The sequence below is a fragment of the Bradyrhizobium sp. Rc2d genome (assembly GCF_900099855.1).
In the GTDB taxonomy this organism is placed as follows: Bacteria; Pseudomonadota; Alphaproteobacteria; order Rhizobiales; family Xanthobacteraceae; genus Bradyrhizobium.
The window spans coordinates 259,179-283,409 of sequence record NZ_FNCU01000001.1 but is presented as its reverse complement, the minus strand read 5'-3'; the positions used below and the strand labels follow the sequence as shown (position 1 = coordinate 283,409).

Sequence of the window (24,231 nt, the reverse complement as noted above, 5' to 3'; positions counted from 1 at the left end):
CCCACTGAAGCCGTCTCGCACGATCGCCCGCGATTGCAGCCGATCCCCTCCGATCGTGAGCGTGAGACTAGAATCGCGCTTTCATTAGCATCGTGCGTTCTCTGCGCGCCTGCGCAGCATTTCTGCAAACTATAGCGCTAAGTGCAGAAAGGCGGACCGTGCGCCGCCTGCAGATGCTTCGGTCAGGTGCGATTTAGGCTTACGTGATTGAACGTGCGTAGCCAGCGACTGCGTAACCAACGCCGAGCGCCGTGGACCCGATCCGGCGCGACGAGCTGGCCTTCAACGTTCATGATATGATAGCGAAGAACTTTGCTGTTCACCCTCGTGGCGTTCTATACGGTATGTGACAGGCCAATCGAACAACACAACGGCGCGTTCGGCCGTATTTTAATCAGAACGGCAGAATTGAAATCAAGGATTTGCGATTTGGAAAAGGAAATTGGTTCTCCGATAGACCACGCAAGCAGTGACGCCTACTTCTCGGGAGCTGCGATATTGAATCCTTGCCGGCTCGCCGCAATTTTCCTGTCTGGATTACATGATGCAACCATGGACAATTGCAGACGGATCGATGGATTTCCCATACGTGACCGCTTGAGAATCGATATCGGGCTGGCCGAAGACGATTGGAAAGTAGCCCACTGATCGAATGGAGGAGATAAGGCGAAAGCACATCATGTGGCCTTAGCCACGAAGGTGCGCCGATCGGACGCGATTCTGGTTTGCCGTACACTGCGAAAAAGGCGTGGCCGAGCGATGATCCATTCGAAAGCCTAGCCGCGGTAGATGATGGTCGATCGGCTTTTTCATCGTCCCTTTTCATAATGCCATTCGGAGAGAGACCCGTGCGCGATTACAAAAGACCCGACGACCTCGTTGAGGTTTTATCTAAGGCACATCTTCGTCGTTCAGCTGACTTGGGAGCGTGGCTCAAGCGGTGCTTGCAGAAGCGTGGTCGAGGCGAAGTAAGCAGGCCTGGCTCTTTCGCCGTAGACTGACATCGCCAATCATATCACCCCGGCGCCGCGCGTTCTGACATTTGCTGGAGACTATTGGATGAACGAAAAGTTGCCGGCCCTTGCAAGAGCCTCCTCTGTAGGTTCCAGTCAGACCCAAACTGATATCGAGACCCTTAAGTTGATCGTGCTCTTTTCGGGATTGGGATTACTGCTGTCGCTGGCAGCGATGATCTACTGGCCGGAGCTGGGCGCCGAAATGGCTCAGGCACTGTGGATGCTGGATTAGTATTTCTAGCACCCATGTCCTACTCGATCGACGAGAAAGCGATCCCGCGAGGTTTACCCTGGCAAATCCTAACGGACGCATGCAGAAAAGGTGATTTGGAGGTTCGGCGAGGTGTCGGAGGATCCTAGCGCAACTCTGAAGACCGAGCGGCCTGAATCTTCGCGGGTTGCAGAGGTGCTCTCATGATGCGTTCGCCCGGACTCCCTCACGGGCGATCCGCCGGCGCTGCCGTCGTTCGCGACGCCGCTGCCCCCTTTGAGGCGGGAGCCGCAACTCCGGCGCTAAGGGGCCGGGCTGGTCCAACGGTGCTTCTTTAGCAACAGGCTCCGGATCACAAGGCCGAGCTTCCATAAACTCGAGCACCGCGCGCCCCTTTTGCGTGATGCGCCACCCGCCGTTCAGGCGCTCGACGAGCGCTTGCGAGAAGATGTCCAGGTCCGGCACGCGCGCGCCCAAGCGTAAGCGCAGCTCTGAGGCCCATTTGATTGGCGCTTGACGTCTATTTTGAGCGCATGGTGCGCCGGCGCGGCTTCCATATTTCCGACAATGCGTTGACGGCGGCCTCGATCGCCCTCCGGTCGACGACGTTGGGATCGAACCGCTCCGGGCCCCAGAGGCGCATTTGTTCGTGCTCCGGATGGGTGGGGTCGCTGATGGCATCGAGGTATTCGGCGTAGCCTGACGCACCGCCGACATCTTCCGGAGGACAACGGCCGGTGGCCTCGAGCAAGAGGGGAAGTCCCTCCGTTGTCGTGTTGTCGAACCACTTTTCGAGCTTGATCACGTGATCCCAACTGTCGCCGAAGTCGTAGAGATAATGGATCGTCTTCGCGCCGGTCTCTTGAACGATATTGGAGAGCCGCGTCTTGCGAGCATCAATGGGCTGAGGGCCAAAATCTCCATCGGGATCAGGGATACCCCAACGGCCGTCACCAGCCAGGAACTCGAAGAGATGGCTATTCGTCCAGCCAAACGCCGCCTGAAGCGTCAGATGCAGCCGATCAAGGCGCAGCGTGAGCGGCACGACAAGGCATCGCATCACCTCCGGTTTCACGTCCTTGAGGGTCACCTTGATCCGGACCGCGGTCGTATTCAGGCTCATGCCGCCAGCCTCGGATCGTGTGCATGCATCGTGTAGATCGACGCCCAAGGGAGCAGTTCGTCCAGTCGCGCCGCAGGCCAACCATTGACGAGCTTCGCAAGAACATCAGCGAGCCAGTGCTCGGCACTGACGCCATTGAGCTTACAGGTCTCGATTAACGAAGCCAGAACTGCCCAATTCTCGGCACCCTCGTCGCAACCGGCAAAAAGGGAGTTCTTGGCGTTGAGCTTGATCGGCCGCATCGCACGCTCAACAGCATTTGTGTCCATCTCGATGCGCCCGTCATCAAGGTAGAGCGTCAGGCCGTCCCAATGACGCAGCGCGTAACGCAAGGCCTTCGCCGTGTCGCTCTTCTGTGCAAGGTGATCAAGCTTGGCCTCAAACCACTGCTTCAAGGCTATAGCCAGAGGTCTGGCATGCGCCTGCCTGCCAGCACGGCGCTCGGCATCCGATCGGCCGCGGAGCGCTTTCTCGACCGCGTAAAGCTGGGCGATGCGCTTAAGAGCCTCGCGGGCAACCGGAGCTGGCGCCGGAGCAGCCTCGCGCTCGATCTTCACAAACTGGCGCCTCAGATGTGACCAGCAGAAGGCGAGCGTCCCGGACAGGGCGTCCGCACGCGTCTCTCGGATCATGGTCTTGTAAGCCTGATAGCCGTCGCAGTGGATGATGCCGCGATAGCCCTCGAGCAAGCGCAAGCCATGAACGGCCCCACGGCCCGGTGCATAGGCATAGACCACGCCAGGTGGGTCAGGTCCGGCCCAGGGCCTGTCATCGCGCGATAGCGCCCAGAAGTAGCCGGTTTTTGTCCTGCCGCGTCCCGGATCCAACACCGGTGCGGGGGTCTCATCGACACAGAGCTTCGAGGAGGTGAGCAGAAGCTCGCGCAGACGATGCCACAAGGGTTTCAATTCCTGGGCGGCATAGCCGACCCAGAAGGCGAGCGTGGAACGGTCCATGGCGATACCGTGCGTCGCCAGCATCTGTGCCTGGCGGTAAAGCGGCAAATGCCAATGATACTTGGCGTCGATCACATGCGCGACAAGCCGCTCAGTGGGCAATCCACCCCTGATCAATCGCTCGGGAGCAGCGTGCTGGAGGACGACGCCGTGACAGGCGCGGCAGGCCAGCTTGGGCCGGCGGGTGACGATGACGCGATACTGCGCCGGAACGACGTCGAGTCTCTGACTCTCATCGCGGCCAATCTCGACGAGATCGCCTTTGCAGGAGGGGCAGCAGGTTGCAGCGGGCATCAGGGTCTCGATGATGCGCGGCAAATGCTCCGGCAGCTGACCGCGGTTGGTCCTGCGCTCGGCCGTCCTCCTCTCGCAGATTCTGGGATTGGCGCGATCCTCGGCTGCTTCGAGGGCCGCGACGGCCTCTTCGATGTCCTCCAGAACAAGCTGCAGCTGATCAGCGTCCAGCTTCTCCGAGGACCGACCGAACTGCGCATCTTTTGCAAGCTTGAGCAACCGCTCGAGCCGGGCGCAGCGATCCAGCAGAGCCGCGGCAAAGACACGCAACTCGGCGGGATCGCTCGGCAGCTCGTCAGGCAAATCACTCATTGGCCCAACTCTGCCATGCTTCGCGTCACGATGCAGCGAAGATTTGTATCGTTACGCAAGCGCTTTCGGCTGCAGAATCCGAGGCGCGTGCATCCGCGTCCAATCCATGCCGGCCAGAAGCGCGGACAGCTGCGCGGCATTCATCCGCATCACACCGGCCACGATGGGTGGCCATTTGAAGCCGCTGCCATCGAGCCGCTTCCAATACATCACAAGGCCGCTGCCATCCCAGACGACAATCTTCACCCGATCGGCGCGCTTCGCACGGAACACCACCGCCACGCCCTTCATCGGGTCATGGCCCAGCGTCTCCTTCGCCAACAGCGCCAAGCCCTCCGCACCTTTTCTGAAGTCCACAGGTTGCGTCGCCACGTAAATCATGAGGCTCGCGGGCGGCGTCAGCATGAACGTGTCCGTCGAAGCGCCAAGAACACATCACTCAACACAGCAAGGCCAGGCGTCCCGCGCACCTCCACGCGCGCGCCCTGGAACTCAACCGTCACGACGGCGGCATCCGGTGATCGGGAGGACTCCGCGACCGCCGGTGGCGATGATTCCGACACTAAAGGCACGAACGATAACGTATCCGCCGGAGCCGGCAGCACCAATTGACCTAAACGCGCCCGGCGCCGCCAGTCATGCACCTGCTGCGGCCGGCAGCCATGGTGGCGTGCAACATCCGTTACCATCGCGCCTGGCTCAAGGCTTTCAGCGACGATCTGGGCCTTCAAATCATCCGGCCACTGCTTGCGACCTGAGCCAGCATACACTTCGATACGCGACGACAACGGTCGTCTTATGTCGTCCGAATGGTCGTCCATTGTGAGCACCCTTGCTGAAGACGACTCTTCTAGCGGCGCTCTCACGATTGCGTACGAAAATTCTCAAGGGCCTCAACGCCACGCTTACGCCCAAGCGCTTGGTTCGCTCAGCCCAGTCGCGCCCGCTTGTTGCAAGAATTGCCATGTCGCGCTTGAGGTCGGCCATCACGGCGAAGCCGTTCGGATAGCTGACCAGTATCTTCATCACCGTAACCTGGAAATTCACCCTTAGCCCCGCTCGGGACCTAGCGCCACATCGTCGGCGCTTCGGAGAGGGCCTTGCGGCCGACCTGCCTTAGGCCTTCCGAGGACGTCTCGCCCCGGCTAGCGGCTTCCAGGATCTTCGAGGCTACGTGTGCGCGGGCGCCTATCTCGGCTTGAGAAACCGTTTCGCAGACTTCGTCCAGGACCGACCGCATAAGTGCAGTCGTAGCAGGATCAAACATAGAGACCCCCCGGAAAAAAAGCCATCGGATCGCAATCGGTACAATGTCGAATTCAAGGGCGTTAGAGAAACTCCCAAATTCTACATTTCCGCCTGGATTTGACAATAGTCAGAAAACGCGCGCCTTGCAGGCGTCGCGACGTACCTCTATGTCGCAGTACAGTGCGCATAATGACGGCCGGACTAGGTTCAACGCCGAGTCGGGGGTCAGCTCTACAGTAGGAAGGCGTCGCCGTCGCAAATAGATCGTTTCTCCAATCTCGTCGCATCGGATCCGTACGCCAGGTTATTTCTCACCAAATCGGACGAGATTTCGTCGCCGCCGAATGCTGTTGCGTTGGCGAGTCTGTCGCGTTGCTCTTCCCCGCGGAGCTCTAGGCGCTCCTGGCCCTTCTGACGCCCGCAAGGATGAGCCGGGCCAAATGCCCCGGCTCATGTAAGACTGGATCGGTCTGCTCGTCAGAGTGCCAACTGACCCCGCGGCTCCCCCGAAACTTGCTAGTGAACGCTTTCGGGCGAATAGGCGTCGAGCGGGTCGCCCTCGATCGAAGTAGATAGCTTTCCGTCTACGCCGACAGGAACGTCGCCCCGCAATGTGATCCGATAGAGCTGTCGGTCGAAGTCGAGGCTGAAAATATCCCGCGGCGCCAAATGCGCCGTCGTCCGATTGTCCCAGAAGGCGATGCTATTGGGATGCCAGCGGAAGCGGACCGTAAATTCGGGCCGCGTTACATGCTCGAAGAGCAGCTCAAGAAGATGCTGACTCTCCCGTGGGCTGACGCCGGAGATCGATTTAAGGAAGCTTGGGCTGACAAACAACACCCGCTCACCGGTTTCAGGAATGACTCGGACCAGCGGATGCTCGCTTACGAGCGGCCGACGCTTGTTCTTCTCAACAAACTCCGCGGTAGCGGTCTGTCCTTCCGGAGGGCGGAACGAATGAACGCCGCGTAGCGTATCCACAAAAGAACGAAGCGGCGCCGAAAGCGTCCTGTAGGCCTCCGCGAGATTGGTCCAGATCGTATCGCCTCCATAGGGTGGAACAATCACACCCCGCAGGATGGAAGCCGCCGGCGGATTCACAGCTGCAGTGACGTCCGTGTGGAATCCGGTCCACGGGCGGATAACTTGCTCTCCTTCAGCGCGGGATTTCAAGCGGTCGCGCGCGACAGAGTAGACCTGCGGATACCCTTCGACGAAGCCAAATACGGGATGACCAACGGTTGGCTCGCCGAATCCTCTTGCGAACGCGATATGCTCCTCATGCGACAGCGGCTGATCCCTGAAAAAGATCACCTTCCATTTCAGTAGCGCCGCCTTGAGTTCTTCGAGCACAGGTGGGGGCAGCGGCTCTTTCAGGTTGACGCCTTCGATTTCCGCGCCGATGTGGCCAGTGAGCGGATGAACCGTGATCGTTTGCGGCGCCGTCGCCGGAAGATTCGATGCACGCGAGGCCGACTCATGGAGTGTTGATCTAACCATAGTTGCTAGCTCCTTTGCTGGATGGATCGTTTCGGTAGGTCTGTAGGATCAGCTCGCGGGTGGCGTTAGCGCCGTTCCCATTCGAGAATGCGGATTACTGGTCGGCCCCGGTAACCGCAGCTTTCGGCTGTTCAAGGGGACGGGGTGTCACGCTATCAGCGTTGTTCTGCCAGGCGATGATCGCATTGAAGCGGCCGTCGAGATATGGCGCGATGTCGATCTTCTGCTTCAGCGCTCCAGTTGCAAACAATCTGTCGGAGATCTCCTGGAAGACCCGAACAGCCTTTGCATCGATAGGATAATACGCGCCATGCCCTGCAGCATCGTCTAGCCACTTGCCCTGATCGAAAGTCAGGCCCTCCTGCTTGACATAACTGGCGCGTATCCACGCATCGCGATTGACATCCTGCCAATTGTAGAACGCCACCGCGCGGCGCACGAAGTCGGCAATCGCGGGGGCTTTCGCGCGGTCATCGAGCAGGGCCTTGCGAGTCAGTATGACATTGACACCCCAATTATGCCCGCGACCGTCAGCGATAATCGGTGGCTTGCCGATCCGGAAATACTGGCCGCCAAGCACGATAGCCGCGTCCACCGACCGGGACGCGAAACTGGGCGCGACTTCAGTACCGGCGAGCGGCACGCCCCTCACAGATGATGCGCCAAGGTCCAGCCCGTTGCTGTGAAGAATGCTGGCCAGTACCATGTGGCGGCCGGAACCTGGAGGATATGCGACCGTCCTCCCTTTCAGGTCCGCGACTGTCTTGATCCCTTTGTCTGGTTGTGCGACCAGGTAGTAATTCTCAGGGCTTCCGGGATTGGCATAGATCGCAATCGCAACCAGGTCTCGAACACCCGCGCCAACCGCGATGGGCAGTGGCGCCTCGCCGATATAACCGATGTCGACGGCCCCGGAGATGAGCGCTTCCAGCACAGCCGGGCCGCCGTTGAAATTGGCGAATGTGATGGCATAGGGGAGTGCCCTATCCACGCCGGACAACGTCCAGGGCGCAGACGCCTGACTCTGTTGCTCCGCGACGACGAGCTTGGTCCGTGGCGGCACGGCGGCTGCGAGTTGCGCTGGGAGATCCGCTGTGTCCTGAGATATTGCCGGAGCTGCCGTCATGACTGCGGCGAGGCTGGCTGCTCCCAGCAGCATTAAGGGTGCGACAGATCGCCGTTTTCGCGCGTCGTGGTCGCCATTACGCAACTGCATGGGTACTCTCCTTGCGATCCGAACTGAGTGTGAGGCCGTGCGTCCCACGGGATCATCCGCGCTCGACGCCAAGTTCCGCGAGCAGCCGCTGGCGCAACGCGCCAAAGGCGCGATCGTCGCGCTGCCGCGGTGGCGCGATATCCACGGGCATGTTCAGGGAAATGCGTCCGTCTGTGAGGACGATAATCCTGTTGGCGAGGGAGATGGCCTCATCGACGTCGTGCGTGACCAGCAGCACAGCGGGGGAATGTCGAAGATAAAGGTCCCGGAGAAGCGCGTGCATACGAATTCGGGTCAGCGCATCTAGCGCGCCAAACGGCTCATCCAGGAGAAGCAATTGCGGATCTCGCACCATCGCGCGGGCCAACGCAGCGCGCTGTGCCTCGCCGCCTGACAGTGTCCGTGGCCAGGCGTCCGCTTTGTGCTCCAGCCTCACCTCTGCGAGCGCGCGAAGTGCATTTGCCTTGACGGCAGCCGTTTGCGGCAAGCCGATTGTCACATTGCGTAAGATCGGCAGCCAGGGCATGAGCCGAGGATCCTGAAAAACAACTGCGCGACGGCGCGGAACCCGGACGTATCCTTCCACCTCTTTGTCAAGCGCGCCGAGCACTCGCAAGAATGTGCTTTTGCCGGAGCCGCTTCGACCGAGAAGCGCGACAAACTCGCCCGCTTGCAATTCGACAGACAAGTCGGCGAGGACGGGGCGAACATCGAAACGTTTGTTGAGCCCCGAGACTATGACGGCTCTACCCGCCGGGGCTGACGACGCGACCAGGACTTCAAGCGCCATCGAACGCCCTCCGCCAGGTCAGAAGGCGTTTCTCAAGAACGCGGACGAGCGCCAGCGATAACAAGCCGAGCACGGCGTAAACGCTGAGCAGAACGAAGATGACGTCGATCCGGAAATACTCTCGCGCGTCATTCATCATGCGTCCAAGTCCGAGTGGCGCATTGATCGTTTCAGCGAAAATCAATGCGAGCCATGCCGAGGTCAGCGCGATACGTAGGCCGACCAGAAATCCCGGAAGAGCTCCTGGGAGGATCACTGCCGTAATCAACTCGCGCCGGCCGGCGCCAAACGTGCGGGCGGCTTCGACCAGCGATGCATCGACGTTTCGGATGGCACCGTAGGTATTGATGTAGATCGCAACCCAAACGCCAAGAGTGATCAGGGTGACTTTCGATTCTTCGCCAATTCCAAACCACGCGATCAGCACGGGTAAGAGTGCAAAATTGGGTACCGCTCGCAGCACTTCCATGTTCGTGTCGACCAGGTTTTCGCCCCACCGCGTGAGGCCGGCGACTGTGGCGCTGATCAGCCCCAGAATTAGTCCGAGAGCCAGTCCCTGCAGAACCCGCTGCACCGAGGCCAAAAGGTGCATCTGCAACTCGTTGGAAGCCAAAAGATCAAGCGACGTCTTTACCACCATCAGAGGGCTGGGCGTGGTGCGCGGGTCAAAGATGTCCGCCGACGACAATAATTCCCACAGCACAAGCATCACGGCAGGCCCGGCGAGTCGTTGGAGCCAGCGCGGCGCTTTCGAATCGATTGACGGGGCGATCGGTTCCGTCGTCGGATCGATGAGATCAAGTCCCGCGTCTAGCGCCACTATGCTGGAAGCAGGTTTGACACGGGAATCGAGCGGAACGTCAGGTGCATTTAGCGTAATGTCGCTCATCATCGGACGGCTCTGAGTTTTGGGTGTGCGCACATCGCTTGCTTACGCAATGGCGCGAATAGGTCTCGCTCTTCGGGAGTATTCAGGCGCTGACAGAGCAACAGGTGCGGCTCGCTGAGCGCGGCCGACACGACCGCGATGAAGGGAGCTGCTCAGAAAGGAAAGCCGCCATTCTTAATTCTCGGTTTTGAGCCGAGTTCTCTCTCTTACTCGGGCTCATCAAGCTGCTGCAACAGATGCTGCAGTGTGAGGCATCAACGATAGCCACAGCGGCATGGTGGTCAAGCGGCCCAACACGCGACGAGTCAAATAGCAATGCGCATTCCAATTCGCGTCGCTAGATAAGAGCGTTCATCTTAGTAACATCTAACGACGCGGAACGATAAACTCCGGAACCTCTCAACGTGGTGAGGAAGAGATCGCAACGATTGTCATTCTTCGACAAGGGACCTTTCAGCGGAACGGGCGCAGACGCGCGAACTGCGCCCTCAACAGGCGCGTCGGGGCCTGAGGGCAGGGCGTAGACTTTCAAAGCAGGCATGACGACGCTTTCGTCGCGTTCGCGGCGGATTCGGTCATGGCGGAGTGCCAACGGCTGCATGGTATACTGCGATCACCACGCGTCGACGGCCTGTTCAGGCATTGCGTCGACTCTTTATTGATGTGTCTGAAAGGGCATCTCCATGCATTGCCATTCCTTCCTGTAACCGCAATGGAGAACGGTCCACCCACGACGGTCGGGAAAAGAGACGGCTATTTCATTGACCGCGATGGCTGCGTATCGGATATTCGGCTACCACAGGTAATGTTGGGGGCTGATGCATGAGAGCGGGAGAGACGGTTGCCACTGTATCCCTGCTTCATTGGCTCGTGTCTGCGCCGGGCGGCACCGGGCCGAATCATGATGCGTTAGTCGCGAAGTGACAGCCTTTCAGTGCCGGCAACACAATCACGGTCTCGTAAGAGACCGCCGCGGACAGCGGTACGTTGAAAGCTCGCCACCCCCGCCAAATGCCAGAAGCGTCAGGAGAGCGGAATGACTACACGTTGGCGTTGGTCGCAGTGGATTGCGGCATCATTGGTTGGCGCGATCTGTGTCATGTCAACGGCTGCGTCTGCCGGCCCAACGCTGGACAGAATCAAGACTCGCGGCCTCATCAAGGTCGGTGTTGGCACGACACCGGGATTTTTCGCGCCGGATAATAACGGTCAGTGGAAGGGCTTCTTCATTGACTACGGGCGCGCCCTGGCAATCGCGGTTTTCGGTGACGCCAGCAAGGTCGAGTTCACAAGCTCCTCGCCGCAGCAGCGCCTCCCAGCTCTCCAGGCAGGCGAATTCGACGTTTTGCTGTCCGGCGTCACTGTCACCGTTACGCGTGCGTTCAAACTCGGTTTCCATTTCGGACCGACCATTTTCTACGACGGGCAGGGGCTTCTGGTTCGCAAAGACAGTGGCGTGACATCGGCATCTCAGCTCGATGGCGCCACGATCGGCATTCAAAGTGGGACGACGGGCGAGCTGAATATCGCAGATTTCTTCCGCAAGAACCGGCATAAGTTCACGCCAGTGACCATCGAGGATACGAGCGAGTTCGTCTCTGCCCTGGAATCGGGCCGAGTTGACGCGATCACGCAGGACTCCTCCGATCTGGTTGGTAAGCTCACGCAACTGAAGAAGCCGAATGACTATGTTCTGCTGCCGGAACGACTGTCGAAGGAGCCGCTGGCACCTGCGCTAGCCGCCGGTGATGATCGCTGGCTCGAGATCGTTAATTGGACGGCCAACGCGACGATTCAGGCCGAAGAATGGGGAATCACGTCCGAGAATGTCGATAGCTTCTTGAAATCGGAAGATCCGGCCATTCAGCGCTTCCTCGGTGTAGATCCGTCGCTGGCTCAGGCGATAGGGCTTGATCCGAAATGGGCCTACAACATCATCAAAACAGTCGGCAACTATGGCGAGATCTTTGACCGCCACCTTAAACCGCTCGGCTGGCAACGTGGTTACAACAAGCTTTGGAATGATGGCGGCCTCTTGTATTCGCCACCATTCCGCTGACGCCTGCGACGGATGAAGGCTGCGCCTCAAAGATCGCGTTCGGTGAAGAAACCGGGGATGCGGCATCGGTTCTTTGGTCGGCTAGGCCCCAAACCCGCGTTGCAGCTCGCGATCATGATTGGTGTCGTCGCACTTGTTTTCGTGCTCGGCTCCAACATCGCCGCGACCATGGCACGGATCGGGGTAACGCCCGGCTTCGAGTTCCTCGAGCGCGCCGCCAATTTCGAGATCGGTGAAAATATGATCGGCTTCCGTGCTGGCGACAGCTATGCACGGGCAATCGCGGCGGGTCTGCTGAATACTGCCAAGATCGCGGTGGTCGGCTGCTGTTTGGCGACAGTCCTTGGCGTCGCACTCGGCATCATGCGGCTTTCGGGCAATCTGATGCTATCCGGCCTGGTGCGTTGGTACGTCGAGATCGTCCGCAATACGCCGTTGCTATTGCAGCTGTTCTTCTGGACCGCGCTTGCTCACGCGCTGCCGCCGCCCCGTCGTGCCATCACGGCATTTGAGGCGGTGTTCCTGAGCAACCGCGGCGTTTCCGTGCCGGGAGTGATCATAAGCAATCTCTCCGTTGGGACCGCCCTCGCCTCGACCATTGTGTTTGGGGGCTGGCTCTGGCTGGTGTGGCGTGGCTGGCGCGTCAAGCGGGTGGGGCTGTTGGCTCCGCTGCCTGTGTCATTCTTGAGTATCGTTGCGCTCGGTATAGTGCTGGCGGCAAGTCGCGCAAGCATCAGTATCGAATTGCCGGCCATCAGCGGGTTTAACATTCGCGGTGGCTTCAGCCTCACGCCTGAATTCGCCGCGCTCCTGGTCGGACTGACCGTGAAGTTCTCGGCGATCATTGCGGAGATCGTGCGGGCCGGACTGCTATCGGTGCGCCCGGAACAATGGGACGCTGCACTAGCGCTCGGATTGCATCGCGGCAAGGTCATTCGGTTGGTGGTCTTGCCGCAAGCCTTACGCGTGATCACCCCATTGACGACCTCGAGCTATCTCGATCTCGTCAAGGACTCCAGCCTTGCCGTCGCGATCGGTTATCCGGATGTTATGAACGTCGTCAACACGACCGCGAACACGACCGGGCAGGCGTTCGAAGCGCTCCTGATCGTTGTGCTCCTCTATCTTGCCCTGAACCTCACCGTTTCGGCATCGATGAACCTGTACAATAGCAGGGTCGCGCTTCGTGGGGAGAGGGTTGCATGACGGTGAATCGTGATGGGAAAAATGCGTCCAAAACCTGATACGCGAGTTTTGTGGCGGCTCCGGACGGGTCTATTCGGAACTTGGCTGAATTCAGCAATCACAGTCGTGATAGGTCTCTTCGCGCTCTGGGCACTGCCGCCGCTTCTCCGCTGGCTCCTGCTTGAGGCGACCTGGCACGGAACATCCGCGGACTGCCAGGCCCATGACGGCGCATGCTGGGCCTTTATTGCAGCGAAGCTGCGCTTCATCTTCTTCGCCTTCTATCCACGCGAACTGCAGTGGCGCCCATGGATTGTCTGTCTCCTGGTCGGAGGCCTGCTAGCGCTTACGGCAATGCCGCGATTCTGGCGGCGCGAGCTCCTGATCAGCTGGCCGATCGTCATTCTCCTGTGCTGGCTATTGATGGCCGGCCTACCGGGTCCATCGCTAATTTCGACGAACCAGTGGGGCGGGCTGCCCGTGACCCTGCTGGTCTGGGCCGTCTGTTTTGCATTGTCTATCCCGCTCGCAATCCTGCTATCGCTGGCACGACGATCGAGGATGCGAGTGTTGCGGCTGCTGACAATCGGCTACATCGAATTCATGCGCGCGATCCCGATGGTCGCAGTCCTCTATTTTGCGACATTGATTCTGCCGATGGCGCTGCCGGCAGGCATCTCGATCGACAAGATGCCTCGCGCGATGATCATGATTTCTCTGTTCTGGACCGCCTATATCGCCGAGGTCATGCGGGGCGGTCTTCAGGCCGTTCCCCTTGGCCAGGAAGAGGCCGCCTCCTCGCTGGGATTGAGCTATTGGCGCGCAATGCGGCTTATCATCCTGCCACAGGCATTGCGCCTGGTGATCCCGGGGCTCGTCAACCAGGCGATTGGGTTCCTGCTCGCGACGTCGTTGCTTGCAGTGATTGGCATAGTTGACATTCTCAACGCCGCGAAAGCTGCTGCGACCGATCCGAGCTGGCTCGGGTTCTATAAGGAAGCCTTCTTGATCGTGGCTGGGCTCTATTTTGTGATCGGCTATGGTGGATCGCATTACAGCCGCTGGCTCGAGCGGCGCCTCGCACCGCCACGTTGAGGTGCCGTCCGCAAATTTCAGGCACCGGGTCAAAAGAGAGGGAGATGCCGGGGACATAGGATTGCGTTATCTGCTATTCGACTTGCGCGTGGGCTTCTTCCTAACCCAATGGTTGGGCTACCTCGCGTCGACGAGAGGCCAGAGAGATGGTTGTTATCAGCTGCTCCTGATTGACGGATCCAAATCCCACCATCCAAATCCCCCAAACAACCGGGCCCAATCAGCCGATCTCGATCAGGCGGGCGTAGAGCGACGTCTCAAACACGTCAGCCTAGATCTACGAACTACTCGTCCACTTCTGGTGGCACCGGCAAGGCGGTGATCGATTTGATCTTCTCCATGGCAAAGCGCGAGCTGACGTTCTTCAGCGGCACGGCACTGATTAGCTGTTTGTAAAATGCATCATAAGCCTGCATGTCCGTGACAACAACGCGCAGCATGTAATCGATGTCACCTGCCATGCGGTAGAACTCCATCACCTCGGGCATCGCACTGACCGTTTCCGCGAAGGCCTTCAGCCAAGCCTCCGAATGATCCGAGCTCTCCACCGACACGAACACGGAAATGCCTAGTCCGACCTTGTTCTGCTCGACTAGCGCGACGCGCTTCAGGATAACGCCGTCAGCCTCGAGGCGCTGGATGCGCTTCCAGCAGGGCGTGGAAGACAGCCCGACCTGCTCGCCAATCTCAGCAACTGATAGTGAAGCATTTTCCTGAAGTACCGTCAGGATCTTGCGGTCGATGGCATCGAGACGCCGGCAAAGTGCAGGAAATTGGAGGGCGATATCGGTCATTATAAGCAGACTTCGTTAAGGTCGAGCGGGCATGAAATACGGTCGGCGCCGCTGCCGCTACGGGCGCCGGGTAATCAGCCGTGAGGGCCGAACAGGAAGATCCCATGGAAGGTATGGTCATCATGATCATGCGAATGGGCATCTTTGGGATACCGGTTCCATTCGCGGAGACGTTCAAGCACGGTCAGGAGCAATGAATGGAGTGAGGCCAGATACGTCATATTCGTCTTAGGGTTGGTTCAAGTAAGGAGACGAGCATCAAGCTATCACGCTCCAGGCAACGTTGAACACAGCACCATGCCTGTCGGGCCAAGTTTGGTGAGATCATTCTGACTTCGTGGATCCTCTGAGAAGCGCGTTTCAAGACGTCTGGATGCCGGAGATATTTCGTTCCTGTCTGCTCATGACACGAGGGGCTCTCGCAGCGTCGCAGTAGCTCAGACTCGACGGTCGCGGGCCCTGATCTTGTCGGTCCCTTGTGTCTCGGAAGCGTTCGCCTCTCCTGTACGGAGAACAGGGCCGAGCAGCCGATTTTCTGCCGCGGTCCTTGTGAGCGCAAGCGGGGCCAGTGACACTGGAAAACGAGATATCGTGATTCCCGGGGGGTGAGGGATGTAAGGCAGTGTCGGCGCAAGCGCGTTTCGCAATTGAGCTTATCAACATGAAGGTTTGATCGCGTTCCTTCTAGAGCAAGCATTGGCGCCGAAGCGAACATTGTATCGGGAAGCGAACAACGCAGGTTTCATTTCATTGACTAGCCGGCCTTCACCCTTACGATTGCGTGAGATGGAAAGTGTCTTTTGCGAACACCGCAGGGATGGATCGTACCGAGTCGTCGATATGAAGCAGAGCCGGACGAAGTACCCTGCGATCGGAGCTGAAGAGCCATGAGCGGGGACAGGCTCTTCCTCCTCAAACCCGGATTCGCGGATGCGGCGCATCCTGGGCGCTTCTTCATCTGCCCGCACTGCAACGCAATTGAGGGCCTACTCGCATCCTTTCCAGGCCTGGCCACGCAGATTGAAGTTCATCGCTTGTCCTTTGAGAAGCCGCGAAATGAGATCGTCGATGTCTTGGGCGAGCAGCATCAGTCGCTTCCGGTGCTCGTCTTCGACCAGAGGCAGCCCGTGCCAGAGGACGCAAGCATCGCCAACGGATGGCGCTTTATCGATTCATCCGAGCGCATCCTGCGATACTTGGCCGATCGATATGCCTTCCCTACGTCCACCAATAAGCATCCGGCAAATTGGTGGCGCATGCGGGGTGCTGATGGGGAGGTGCCAAGAGTGGAGGGCTCACTGAAGCGCTGCCGTCTCTGATCCATGCGACCAAGGACGGGCATCCTGATGTTAGGCTTACCGCGGTTGATGCGCTATCATTTGCTCGAAATGAGGCTGCCGCCCAGGCGGCGGCCGACGCGCTCTCGGATCGAGAAAGGCAGGTGAGGGCCGTCGCCGCCGAGACGATCGGGAAGATTGGTCAGGTCTCAGTGAGGACAGCGCTCACCGTCGCGTTGAACGACAGCTATTGGCAGGTTCGCCAGAAGGCGTTGCAAAGCCTGGGCAAGCTCCGGTTCCGGGGAGCGGTGGCCGCCATCATCCCCTTCCTCGATGACGAGCTGCCGTCGCTCCGCAAGGATGCCGCCGCAGCGCTTGGTGAGATCGCCGATCCGAGTGCCCGCGACGTCCTGGTTGCCCGCGCGCGCGACGATGACCCGGACGTGAGGAAGACCGTAAGCTGGGCGCTCCAACAGATTGCGGCGCGCTAATCCTTAAACAGGATCTTCTTGAGTTGATCGATCCGATCGATACGGATGGTGTTGCCCTCGATGCTGATGATGTGCTTGTTCTGAAAGCGCTTCATCATCATCGTGACCCATTGGCGCGTGGAGCCGACCATTGCAGCGATCTGGTCGTGGGTAACCTTGCGGCTGATGACAACCGTGTTGCCATCGGCAATCCCGTAGAGTTCAGCCAGGTTCAATAGATATTGTGCCAGCCGCTCGATCACCGAGCGTGTGCCCAGCATCTGCGCCATGGAAGAGTAGCACTTGCCCTTGGCGATCAGTCCGTCGATCAAAGCCAGTGCGAACGACGGCATCTGCAGAAGGAGCTTCTGCAATGTGAGGCGGGGCAATCCAGTGATCTCGCAGTCCTCAATCGCCACGCCGGACCACATGTGTACACCGAAGCCTGAGATTTCTGGGCCTCCGATGAAATGTCCATGCGTCCAATAAGCGAGGGTGATCTCCCGGCCAGAAGGGGCGGTGTAATAGACCCGGACCTGGCCGCGCCTGATGATGAAGATGCCATCATGATGTTCACCCTGGCTGAACACCATCTCTCCTCGTGGAACTAATACGGTCCGACCGGCAGCTAATACCTGCGCTTTTTCCACGGCAGACAGGCGGTCAAGAAAATGCGCTCCCACGTTAAGCCCGTCGATGCTCTCGCTCATGAAGACCGCGGAGTCGCTGGTGGCCACGTGGCGAGCGGACGCCCGCGGTTTGGTGGGCCAGCCAAGCTGAACCGCAGCACTACCGGTTCGCGCGATGAGGCCATGTGTGTCGGCTTCGGGAGCGTCCTTGAGTGCGGTCATTTGGGATCGGTTCGCCTAGCTGTTTGCACCTAGCTAAGGCGGGGGCAAACACAAAGTCCACATCTTTGATCGAACTAAAATGCACTTAGCAAAGTGATACGCAAAATGCGTTGGTACGGGAACGATTCATCTTTCCAAAGCGCAGCAACGAGAAAATCATTTGATGCGTCTCCCTCCGCGCATTGCGACGGAATAGAGACATCGCGGGCAGCGCAGGCGCCGACGCAAGTAATTGCTTCGACGTAGACCGCATCCGCTCGATAGTTCGTGCCGGATGAGCTGGGCACCTTCTGCCCACATGGGAAATCGAGAGACAAACCAATGATCTCGTTCAATGCTATGAGGATGACCGCTGTTGTCGCCGTTGCGACCATTGGCTTAATGGGCATTTCGCGTGCGGAAACCATCAGGGTCGCGGTCGGAACGCAGGATACGACGATCAATTGCGCAACCGGCGGCCTTCTGATCCGCGAGTTGAAGCTTCTCGAAAAATTCCTGCCGCGCGATGGCAAGTACAAGGACGTCACCTACGACATCCAGTGGAAGAATTTCACCAGTGGCGCGCCGCTGACCAACGAAATGGTGGCGGGCAAACTTGATTTCGGCGCCATGGCGGATTTTCCGGGATCGCTCAACGGCGTGGCCTTCCAGAAGGCCGGTCGCCGCAGCCTGTTCATCAGCGTGCTGTCGGGCAGCACCAAGGGCAGCGGCAACGGCATTGTAGTGCCGGCGAGTTCGCCGGCGCAGTCGATTGCCGATCTGAAGGGCAAGACGATCTCCGTTCCCTTCGCGTCGACCTCCCATGGTATGCTGCTTCGCGCCATCGAGGCCCAGGGGTGGAATCCACAAACCGACGTCAATATCATCACACAGGCACCTGAAGTCGCCGGTCCCGCCCTGCAGGCAAACAAGATCGAGGCGCACGCAGACTTTGTGCCATTTGCGGAGCTGTTCCCGTGGCGCGGTTTTGCGCGCAAGATTTTTGACGGTTCGCAGGCGAACGCCCCGACTTTCCATGGTTCTCTCGTCGATGCCGAATACGCGGAGAAATACCCGGAGATCGTCGTCGCCTATCTGCGCGCCGCTCTTGAGGCCGATCGCCTGATCGCGGAAGAGCCGGAGAAATACAGCGAACTAGTTGCCAAAGTGACGGGCATCGAGTCCGAGGTGGTCTACTTGTTCCATGGACCGCTTGGCTTACAGACGCGCGACGTGACCTGGAAGCCGGAATACCGGCAGGCGGTCGCAACCTCGATTCTGACGCTAAAGCACCTGAAGCGCGCCGACAGCGATCTTGATATCAGCCAGTTTGTGACCGACAAGTTCATCCGCACCGCACTCGCACAGGCAGGCCGTGATTACGACGCCGAATTGAAAAACTATGCCCAGCTTCCCCTGACGGCCAAGGATGCGGCGACCGGAGCTGATATCACCGATTTCAGCCGCGTGGCGCAGATCTGGGTCAAGGACGAGCCTCAGGTGCGCCACTATAGCTCGCCCGAGAATGCCTTGAAGGCCCTGGCGGCGCTGGAGAAGGAGGGCAAGGCGGTCCGCGTGGTCTATGCCCAGGACCGCGAGAGCGGCATCAAGCTGTTCGCGAACCAGGCCTGGTTCGCTCGTGCACCCAAGGGGGAGCTCAGCGCTTTCCTACTCAAAGACGGTGCCGAGAAGTGGGCGAAAGAGCACGGCGGCCAAGTGGTCGATTACGCCGGCGCGCGCGAAGCCCTCGTCGTGAGTCGGTAACGATGACATCTCGACGACGCAGCGCGGGCGGGCGGCAGGCGTGGCGCTGGCTCGTGCGCTGTTTCTCAATCGTTGTCTGCATTGCGCTTTGGCAGCTTGCCTCGACGCTGCATGTGAATCTCGGCGTCGTGACGTTTCGCAACGTGCCGCCGCCGACCGAGGTGGTGCAGTCGGCGATCGTTCTCTTGAAGTCGCCGAAGCTGCTGGCGCATGTCACGAGCAGTTTGTGGCGGGTGTTTGCGGGGTATGGGGCCGCAGTGGTGATCGGAATAGCCTTTGGCTTTGCGATTGGCCGGTCGCGCGCGGCCAGCGACCTTTTGCTGCCGCCGCTCGAACTGCTGCGCCCGATTCCGGCCGTTGCGTGGATACCGCTGTCGATCCTGATCTTCCCGTCGTCCGAACTGTCCATGATCTTCATCACCTTCATCGGCGCGCTGTTCCCGATCATCCTGAACACCGTGCATGGCGTCGTCAACATCGACCCCAGGCTGGTTGCCTCCGCACGAAGTCTCGGAGGTACGCCGGCCGCGATCCTGTGCGAGATCGTGCTGCCGGGCGCGGCGCCCAGCATCGTGACGGGCCTCGCCATCGGCATGGGCACCTCCTGGTTCTGTCTCGTCACCGCAGAGATGATCTCGGGCCAGTTCGGAATCGGCTATTACACATGGGAGGCCTATACGGTGCAGAACTATGCCGACATCATCGTGGGCATGCTGGTCATAGGTCTGCTCGGGATGGGCAGCAGCTGGCTCCTGACGACACTCGGGCAATATTTGATGCCATGGCGGCGTCCGGCGGTAGCACGATGAACGTTCGCGTGTCTGACATCGCAGCACAGAGGGTAGGCCGGATCGACGTCGGCCAGGTCTCGATCTCGCTTGGCGAGAGAGCCGAGGCCTTTGAGGCGGTCCATGATCTCGACTTCACGGTTGCTCCGGGCGAGCTCGTCTGCATCCTCGGTCCGTCCGGCTGCGGCAAGTCGACCCTGCTCGGAGCGCTTGCGGGGCATTTGCAGGCGACAAGGGGACGATTGACCGTCGACGATCAGCCGATCCTGGGTCCAAGTCCGGATCGGGGAATTGTGTTCCAGCAGCACACGCTGTTTCCATGGAAGCGGGTCCGCGACAACGTAGAGTTTGGGCCGAAGATGCGCGGCGTTGCCAAGGCCGCGCGGCGTCGTGCCGCGGACGAAATTCTGAGGTTGGTAGGTCTTGAGGGATTCGAGCACTTCTACCCATCGCAGCTGTCCGGCGGCATGCAGCAGCGGGTCGAGATAGCGCGGGTCCTTATCAACCAGCCGCGGGTTTTGTTGATGGACGAACCATTCGGCGCGCTGGATGCCCAGACGCGCAGCCTGATGCAGGAGGTGCTGCTCGACATTTGGACCAAGATACCGACGACGACCGTGTTCGTCACTCATGATATCGAGGAAGCCTTGTTCCTGGCCGATCGGATCATCGTCATGAGCGCGAGGTCGGGACGGTTGATCGACGACATCCGCCTGCCATTTGCGCGGCCGCGGCACAGCGAGCTTGTCACAGAGAGCGAGTTTGTGCGTCTCAAGCGGCACGTGCTCAACCTGCTGCGGCGCCCGGCGAATGGGTTGCCATTGCCCCGGCTGAGTCCGCTCGGGATGGGCGCCGGCTAGATCTACCCCGGAATGCGCATGGCGCGATGGCGGGACAGACCGCCACCGCGCCAGTGTTGCGCTCTCTCTCGGGAGGGTGTGGCGCGTTCAGCCGCTTCAGACCGTCACCTTGCTGCCGTCGAAGCGTGTGAAGGAAAAGCCCTCGAACAGCTCGCGGAAAGTGAGCCGCTCGTCGCGCAGAATGCTGATAGCGAGCTCTTCGCCCAGCGCCAGCGAGGAGGAGAAGTCCGAGCGGAAATGGATGCCGGCCCAATCGCGGCCAATGCCATAGTTCCACGCGAGCTTGTTGAGTTCGCCGCCGACCGTCAATGGCGGGCCCTCATAGGGTATCAGCCTGGTCGGATCCTTCCGGTCCGGCTGCACCGGATTGGGAACGATGGCATTCTCGTCATAGAACGCTTTCAGGATCGTAACCGAGGCTGCAGCGATCTGAGAGGCGCCACCGGGATAGGTCGAATGGATGGGCGCGCCCTCTGGATAGACGTGGGGGAGGAGGTGCGTGCCATATTTCGCCACGCTGCGCGCCAGTGCTTGCGAATCAAGGACGTCAGCATGAACCGGGTAGTCCGCCTTGTTGGCGAGCCGGTGGTGTATCAACCCACCATAGGCCTCCGGTCGGAGCGTGCGATGAATGAAAAATTTTTGCCAGTAGGCAACGCGGATCGCGCGTGAGGCCGTGTAAGGTAGCAGTCCCTGGATGTAGGGCAGCGCAAACGTATTGGAGGCTCCGACTTGGGTCTTCGATTTGAGATAGGGATTGCTCGGTGCGAGCGGCGTTCCGAAGCCGCCATAGCTTGGGTTCGTCTTGTCGGCTGGTGTGCCGAGCAGCAGCGCCGCGGCCCAGAAGGTTGCCGAGTTGTTGTGGACGTATTCGGCGAGATCGCGGCCTGTCGCGATGAAGCGCAACGTTGGATCGAATTTTGGCGTCTTGTCCGAGAAATTTCCATTCTGTACCGTGAGCCACTCGTCATAGTCGGTCAAGAAGGTGCTTTCCGGCGTGACAGTCCTGATTCGGGGGGGAATATACTGCGCGCCATGCGGCGCGTCCCTTAGCGCGAATTGCGAGATATAGGGACCTTCCAGAGTGCCGGGCGGAATTACGTAGCGTCCGGTGCGACCAGTCGGGTCGGACTTGTCGAGATAAAGCGCGGTGCCGCGGAACAGCGTTTGTGGCGTCACCTTCCCGGCGGCGCGGGGACCATTGAAGCCGGCAAGCTTGTTGAGTTCGTCGACGGCGGCAAGAATGTCTTTGTTGTCGGTATTGTCGGTGAATGCCGTGAACGGCACGTCACGCACCAGCGACTGCCAGTAAAGCTCGACGATGTCGGCCGCACGCGTGGGGCTTTCGAGCGCCGGCGCCGGAGGAATCGCGAACTGCGCCGGGTTCAGCCCTTCGAGACTGACGGCAAGCGTGCCGATCGGGTTGAGCTGCTTGCGGGTGCCACCGAGCGGTATGGCCTCGAACAGCGCGGGATCGCCGGATGCATAGGCCCTAACGGAGGCCTTGAAGGCGGCCGGGTCGACTTCGCCGCGGGCATCGTGCGGCAGGCCCCGCGTGTCGGAGCCGATATGGTTCGGGTAGCGCTCCTCATCGCCGTTGGTCGGGTGCGGCAGAACAGGTGCATCGCGATTGGCTTGCGCTGCGGCGACGCGGATCTTGAAGGCGCGTTCGCGAAAGGCATCATCGCTCGAGGGCGGCCCTTCACCGGCTCCAGCTGTCGGCCTATCCTCAGCGCTGGCGAGCGCATGAACGCTTGTAACTGAGAGAAGCGCCACGCCGCCAGCAAGGCCGAGGAATCTGCGGCGCTGTTCGTCGGCGCGGTCATCAATCGGCGAGGCGGCAGCGCTAGAAGCGTCGAAGTTGTCCGTCATGCGTATCTCCTGATGAACGTCAGCCCAGAATGGGATTACGCTGCGAACGCTAACACGCACACCTGCGCTTCTCACTGAACTATAATACCAAAGATTGTATGAGCCCGGTATGCTTCTACTCGCGGACCCAAGTCAGGGAGAGCGAATTCGTTTCGTGTGTTCTGATCGTGCATTGACGTTGCGCAGGGCTCGAGGAGGCATCGAGAATTGAAAGAACCCTGGCGCTCGCTCATTGCGGATGGCTGGTGTCTCGCGACGATGCAAGCCTAGCCTAGCGGTGTCGAGTAGGCGGCTCAGACTCTCCGCGTATTCATTTAGACCGCGACGTGCAGTGCGGGTCCTACGCGATGGCTTTGACCGCGGTGGAGTACTCACTCGACGGCCTCGCCAAGCCGTAGTGGTCGCGCAAGGTCGTTCCGGTATACTCTGCCCGGAATAGGCCCCGCTTGCGCAGGATCGGAACCACCTGCTCTGCGAACGTGTCGAGGCCCCCTGGAAGCCAGGGCGGCATCACGTTGAACCCATCGGCAGCGCCATTCTCGAACCACGTCTGGATGTTGTCTGCGATCTTCTCCGGCGTTCCGGCGATCACCCAATGCCCGCGAGCGCCGGCGAGCCGCTGGACCAATTGCCGAATCGTCGGCTTTTCGCGATCGACGATGTCGACGACCAGCTTGAACCGGCTGGCGACACCTCGTGCGCGTCAATCAGGTGGCGCGGGAATGGACCGTCGAGATCGTAGCTGGAGAGATCGAGTCCCAGCATCTGGCGAAGCTGAGCCAGCGAATATTCCGGCTGGATCAGCTCGTTGAACTCGTCCTGCAGGCGATCGGCCTCGATTTGCGTACTGCCGATGAAGGGACTGATGCCGGGAAGGATCTTGATCTGATCGGGGCTGCGGTCGAAGGCGCGTGTCTGGCGCTTGATGTCCGCATAGAACTCCTGGGCGCTTGCGAGCGTCTGATGTGCGGTGAAAATCGCTTCGGCAAATTGTGCGGCAAAGGCACGGCCGTCGTCGGAAGATCCGGCTTGCACATAGACCGGCCGTCCCTGCGGCGTGCGCGAGATGTTCAACGGTCCGCGGACGCGAAAGTGCTTTCCGACATGATTGATTGCATGGATCTTACTCGTTTCGGCGAACACGCCCGAGACCGGGTCATTGACGAGCGCATCATCCTCCCAGCTATCCCAAAGCCTGGTGATGACATCCAGATATTCCCGCGCGCGTTCATAGCGCTCGTGATGCGGAGGATGTTCGGGCAGCCCAAAATTCTGGGCCGCCTGCGGCGCCCCGGTGGTCACGATGTTCCAACCGGCGCGACCGCGGCTGAGATGGTCAAGTGAGGCGAAAAGGCGCGCCAGATTGTACGGCTCGGTATAGGTGGTCGATGCCGTCGCAATCAGTCCGATGCGGCTGGTTACGGCTGCGATCGCGGCGAGCCAGGTGATTGGCTCGAAACGGAAGCGCTGGGCATACCGGACGTTGTCGGCCAGGGCCGGCCCATCGGCGAAGAAGATGGCATCGAATTTATGGGCTTCAGCCCGCTGCGCGAGCTCCTGATAGTAGGTGATGTCGAGAATGCGGTCGGCTGCCGAACCCTTGTAGCGCCACGCTGCCTCGTGGTGACCGCCGGGATAGAGGAAGAGGTTGAGGACAAGCTGCCGCTGGTTGCTCATGGGTG

At 59.8% G+C, this 24,231-nt stretch carries 22 protein-coding genes and 1 pseudogene; 10 read left to right on the top strand and 13 right to left on the bottom strand.

Annotated elements, in window-relative coordinates; genetic code table 11:
- The first annotated feature begins 312 nt into the window (after positions 1–312).
- Both BLV07_RS45790 and BLV07_RS01305 read left to right on the top strand, forming a co-directional pair.
- Entirely contained in the window at positions 313–648 is a 336-nt protein-coding gene (locus BLV07_RS45790) for a hypothetical protein (RefSeq protein ID WP_143035322.1), read from the top strand.
- A 411-nt stretch (positions 649–1,059) separates the two neighbouring features.
- Positions 1,060–1,248, top strand: a complete 189-nt coding sequence (locus tag BLV07_RS01305) for a hypothetical protein (protein WP_091878600.1) — start codon at positions 1,060–1,062, stop codon at positions 1,246–1,248.
- A gap of 499 nt (positions 1,249–1,747) precedes the next feature.
- Here BLV07_RS01305 and BLV07_RS01295 read toward each other — a convergent pair whose 3' ends face one another.
- The 9 genes from BLV07_RS01295 to BLV07_RS01250 all read right to left on the bottom strand — a co-directional run bounded on the left by BLV07_RS01295 (position 1,748) and on the right by BLV07_RS01250 (position 9,558).
- A complete protein-coding gene (locus BLV07_RS01295; RefSeq protein WP_091878597.1) occupies positions 1,748–2,350 on the bottom strand; it encodes a plasmid pRiA4b ORF-3 family protein in 603 nt (200 codons plus the stop codon).
- On the bottom strand, positions 2,347–3,912 hold the full coding sequence (tnpC, locus tag BLV07_RS01290; protein ID WP_091878595.1) for an IS66 family transposase: 1,566 nt from the start codon (positions 3,910–3,912) through the stop codon (positions 2,347–2,349). Before tnpC ends, BLV07_RS01295 begins: the two co-directional genes overlap by 4 nt.
- Before the next feature lie 51 nt (positions 3,913–3,963).
- The gene (gene tnpB, locus BLV07_RS01285; protein WP_091878593.1) at positions 3,964–4,317 is read right to left on the bottom strand and encodes an IS66 family insertion sequence element accessory protein TnpB; all 354 of its coding nucleotides are present in this window, start codon (positions 4,315–4,317) and stop codon (positions 3,964–3,966) included.
- Complete coding sequence (gene tnpA, locus BLV07_RS01280; protein WP_091878590.1) at positions 4,311–4,733, bottom strand: IS66-like element accessory protein TnpA; 423 nt, start codon at positions 4,731–4,733, stop codon at positions 4,311–4,313. Before tnpA ends, tnpB begins: the two co-directional genes overlap by 7 nt.
- 245 nt (positions 4,734–4,978) lie before the next feature.
- A complete protein-coding gene (locus BLV07_RS48515; protein WP_091878588.1) occupies positions 4,979–5,179 on the bottom strand; it encodes a hypothetical protein in 201 nt (66 codons plus the stop codon).
- A 497-nt stretch (positions 5,180–5,676) separates the two neighbouring features.
- Positions 5,677–6,660: a TauD/TfdA dioxygenase family protein gene (locus BLV07_RS01265; RefSeq protein WP_091878586.1), complete on the bottom strand. Its 984-nt coding sequence runs from the start codon at positions 6,658–6,660 to the stop codon at positions 5,677–5,679.
- Positions 6,661–6,754: 94 nt separating this feature from the next.
- Positions 6,755–7,876, bottom strand: coding sequence for an ABC transporter substrate-binding protein (locus BLV07_RS01260; RefSeq protein ID WP_091878583.1), 1,122 nt, complete (start codon positions 7,874–7,876; stop codon positions 6,755–6,757).
- A gap of 52 nt (positions 7,877–7,928) precedes the next feature.
- Positions 7,929–8,666 (bottom strand): ABC transporter ATP-binding protein, encoded by a 738-nt coding sequence (locus BLV07_RS01255; protein WP_091878580.1) that lies wholly within the window; start codon positions 8,664–8,666, stop codon positions 7,929–7,931.
- The gene (locus tag BLV07_RS01250) at positions 8,656–9,558 is read right to left on the bottom strand and encodes an ABC transporter permease (protein WP_091878577.1); all 903 of its coding nucleotides are present in this window, start codon (positions 9,556–9,558) and stop codon (positions 8,656–8,658) included. The genes BLV07_RS01255 and BLV07_RS01250 overlap by 11 nt, the downstream gene beginning before the upstream one ends.
- Before the next feature lie 1,096 nt (positions 9,559–10,654).
- On the opposite strand from BLV07_RS01250, the gene BLV07_RS01245 reads away from it, so the two are divergent.
- From BLV07_RS01245 to BLV07_RS01235, 3 genes are all read left to right on the top strand, one after another.
- Entirely contained in the window at positions 10,655–11,614 is a 960-nt protein-coding gene (locus BLV07_RS01245; RefSeq protein WP_502689884.1) for an amino acid ABC transporter substrate-binding protein, read from the top strand.
- Between the two features lie 42 nt (positions 11,615–11,656).
- Positions 11,657–12,820 (top strand): amino acid ABC transporter permease, encoded by a 1,164-nt coding sequence (locus BLV07_RS01240; RefSeq protein ID WP_244550934.1) that lies wholly within the window; start codon positions 11,657–11,659, stop codon positions 12,818–12,820.
- A 105-nt stretch (positions 12,821–12,925) separates the two neighbouring features.
- A complete protein-coding gene (locus tag BLV07_RS01235; protein WP_244550933.1) occupies positions 12,926–13,894 on the top strand; it encodes an amino acid ABC transporter permease in 969 nt (322 codons plus the stop codon).
- A 284-nt stretch (positions 13,895–14,178) separates the two neighbouring features.
- Here BLV07_RS01235 and BLV07_RS01230 read toward each other — a convergent pair whose 3' ends face one another.
- On the bottom strand, positions 14,179–14,688 hold the full coding sequence (locus BLV07_RS01230) for an Lrp/AsnC family transcriptional regulator (RefSeq protein ID WP_091878568.1): 510 nt from the start codon (positions 14,686–14,688) through the stop codon (positions 14,179–14,181).
- Positions 14,689–15,575: 887 nt separating this feature from the next.
- On the opposite strand from BLV07_RS01230, the gene BLV07_RS01225 reads away from it, so the two are divergent.
- The gene (locus tag BLV07_RS01225) at positions 15,576–16,007 is read left to right on the top strand and encodes a DUF3088 domain-containing protein (RefSeq protein WP_091878566.1); all 432 of its coding nucleotides are present in this window, start codon (positions 15,576–15,578) and stop codon (positions 16,005–16,007) included.
- Positions 15,995–16,456 (top strand): HEAT repeat domain-containing protein, encoded by a 462-nt coding sequence (locus tag BLV07_RS01220; protein ID WP_091878563.1) that lies wholly within the window; start codon positions 15,995–15,997, stop codon positions 16,454–16,456. Before BLV07_RS01225 ends, BLV07_RS01220 begins: the two co-directional genes overlap by 13 nt.
- Here the strand turns inward: BLV07_RS01220 and BLV07_RS01215 are convergent.
- Positions 16,453–17,145 (bottom strand): Crp/Fnr family transcriptional regulator, encoded by a 693-nt coding sequence (locus tag BLV07_RS01215; RefSeq protein WP_502689883.1) that lies wholly within the window; start codon positions 17,143–17,145, stop codon positions 16,453–16,455. The two genes, BLV07_RS01220 and BLV07_RS01215, sit on opposite strands and share 4 nt — an antisense overlap.
- 480 nt (positions 17,146–17,625) lie before the next feature.
- On the opposite strand from BLV07_RS01215, the gene BLV07_RS01210 reads away from it, so the two are divergent.
- Genes BLV07_RS01210 through BLV07_RS01200 form a run of 3 tightly spaced genes read left to right on the top strand, consistent with a single transcriptional unit; the run spans position 17,626 to position 20,677 of the window.
- On the top strand, positions 17,626–19,029 hold the full coding sequence (locus BLV07_RS01210) for an ABC transporter substrate-binding protein (protein ID WP_091880243.1): 1,404 nt from the start codon (positions 17,626–17,628) through the stop codon (positions 19,027–19,029).
- A gap of 2 nt (positions 19,030–19,031) precedes the next feature.
- Entirely contained in the window at positions 19,032–19,838 is an 807-nt protein-coding gene (locus tag BLV07_RS01205) for an ABC transporter permease (RefSeq protein WP_091878558.1), read from the top strand.
- Positions 19,835–20,677: an ABC transporter ATP-binding protein gene (locus tag BLV07_RS01200; RefSeq protein WP_091880240.1), complete on the top strand. Its 843-nt coding sequence runs from the start codon at positions 19,835–19,837 to the stop codon at positions 20,675–20,677. The genes BLV07_RS01205 and BLV07_RS01200 overlap by 4 nt, the downstream gene beginning before the upstream one ends.
- A 96-nt stretch (positions 20,678–20,773) precedes the next feature.
- Here the strand turns inward: BLV07_RS01200 and BLV07_RS01195 are convergent, their stop codons facing one another.
- Both BLV07_RS01195 and BLV07_RS01190 read right to left on the bottom strand, forming a co-directional pair.
- Entirely contained in the window at positions 20,774–22,549 is a 1,776-nt protein-coding gene (locus BLV07_RS01195; protein WP_091878557.1) for a vanadium-dependent haloperoxidase, read from the bottom strand.
- 340 nt (positions 22,550–22,889) lie between these two features.
- Positions 22,890–24,226 (bottom strand): annotated as a pseudogene (locus BLV07_RS01190) (LLM class flavin-dependent oxidoreductase).
- Positions 24,227–24,231: the final 5 nt, after the last annotated feature.